This window comes from Peribacillus sp. P4_C12 (assembly GCF_056402095.1).
Genome location: NZ_JBFUIB010000772.1, coordinates 1 through 1,389 on the forward strand (window position 1 = coordinate 1; position 1,389 = coordinate 1,389).

A 1,389-nucleotide genomic window follows, 5' to 3' on the forward strand; every position below is an offset into this window, starting at 1 on the left:
GGTATGGTTGGAACGGAACGGTTTACAGTGTTATTCTCTCACAAATTATTAGAGATTTGATTACTAAGGGCGGGCATCCCGATTCTGCATTATACCTTAAGGAAAGGAAATTAATGAAAAGTATTGTCCATTAATGCAGGTATCTCTTTTTCATAAATAGAATAAAGAAGATAGTGAATCCACGGGGGGATTGTAGGATGAGATTTCAAGAGTTAGAAACAGAGAGGTTGCGTTTAATAGAAATAGGTCACCAGCATACGGAAAGTCTGTTTGAAATTCTCTCAAAAGATGAAGTAACCAAATATGATGGGATAGAAAGCTTAATTCGAGTGGAAGAGGCTCGACGATTAATAGACTCGTTTAAAAGTGCATATATAAACAAAAGGGGGATTCGATGGGGAGTAGTGGTGAAAGATTCCGGGAAATTTATTGGTACTGTTGGTCTTAATCATTTGAGCATATCTAATAAACGTGCTGAAATCGGGTATGAAATCCATCCGGATTATTGGAGGAAACACTTTACATCGGAAGCTGTCAGAGAAGTATTACGTTATTCATTTGAAGAATTAAACTTACATCGAATGGCTGCATTAACCTTCCCTGATAATATTGCATCCACTAACCTCTTAAAGAAATTTGGTTTTAAGCAAGAGGGGAATCTTAGAAATTATATATTTCTTCGTAATCAATCGCATGATGCCGTGATATTTTCCTTGCTATATACGGAGTTTAAGCTGATACATCACCTAGTTTAGTCAGTTTCCCTAATTAATTAAGGCAGAATCATTGATAAATAGTTTAATAAAAAGATGTAAAAGGATATCCGGGCTGGCCATTTGGACCTTTTTTTGTATATAAAGAAAGAATCTGCATATTACCATTTGTTTTGATAAATAAGGGAATCTATACATATTTTTCATGATAAAATTAAATGAATTCATCATCACGTCCACTGGACATGAAAAGGAGCATATTTATTGTGAAAATTTTATTTCCGTTACTTGCGGTCCTAGGCGGCATTACAATAGCAATTCAAGGACAGATAAATGGCGGTTTAGGAAAAAAAGTAGGGGTAATTGAAGCCTCTTTCATTTCTTTTGGAATCGGGACACTTGCTTTATTATTTATTGTTTTGTTTGCAGGAAATGGAAATATTTCAGCTGTCACTTCTGTACCTAAATGGCAACTGATAGGTGGTCTCTTAGGGGCCATTTATGTCATAGTCATCGTCTTAGTAGTCCCTCAAATTGGAGTGGCCCCTACTTTAGTTGGGGTTATTTTAGGACAAATACTGATTGGAGCTGTCATTGATCATTTTGGCTTATTGGGTGGGGTACGTATTCCATTGGATGCGAAAAAGATAGCAGGTATTTGTTTACTCTTTGTGTC

At 36.0% G+C, this 1,389-nt stretch carries 2 protein-coding genes; both read left to right on the top strand.

What is annotated here, in order from left to right; genetic code table 11:
- Positions 1-197: 197 nt before the first annotated feature.
- On the top strand, positions 198-755 hold the full coding sequence (locus AC1DUW_RS28840; protein WP_053346405.1) for a GNAT family N-acetyltransferase: 558 nt from the start codon (positions 198-200) through the stop codon (positions 753-755).
- A 224-nt stretch (positions 756-979) separates the two neighbouring features.
- Positions 980-1,389: DMT family transporter (locus AC1DUW_RS28845; RefSeq protein WP_477644189.1), on the top strand; the 410-nt coding region annotated here is incomplete at its 3' end.

Coding starts and splice junctions, on each gene's coding strand:
- AC1DUW_RS28840 (WP_053346405.1), top strand. CDS start 198: ATGAGATTTCAAGAGTTAGAAACAGAGAGGTTGCGTTTAATAGAAATA.